Consider the following 314-nt stretch of genomic DNA (forward strand, 5'->3'; position numbering starts at 1 on the left):
CACCGCGGTGGCGACATCGCCGAAGATGAAATGGCTGTCCCGGTCGCGCCAGTTGAGATGGCCGCTGGTGATTTCAGGGCTGACCACGAGAACGCTCTTCGCATTGCCTGCGCGGATGTAGTCGGCCGCTGTCTGGATGCCGAACGTGGCCGAGGAACAGGCGACGTTGAGGTCGAAACCGAAGCCCTCGATGCCCAGCTCCTGCTGGATTTCCACCGCCATCGCCGGATAGGGTCGCTGCATGTTGGATGCCGCGCACAGAACCGCGTCGACATCCTTCGCCTCGCGCCCTGCTCTTTCGAGCGCATCGCGAC

Annotated in this window: 1 pseudogene; it reads right to left on the reverse strand. The window is 63.7% G+C overall.

The window, feature by feature from the left end:
• Positions 1 to 314 (reverse strand): annotated as a pseudogene (locus AB1L30_RS14240) (beta-ketoacyl-ACP synthase III); the annotation flags it as partial.

It is taken from the genome of Bremerella sp. JC817, assembly GCF_040718835.1.
In the GTDB taxonomy this organism is placed as follows: domain Bacteria; phylum Planctomycetota; class Planctomycetia; order Pirellulales; family Pirellulaceae; genus Bremerella.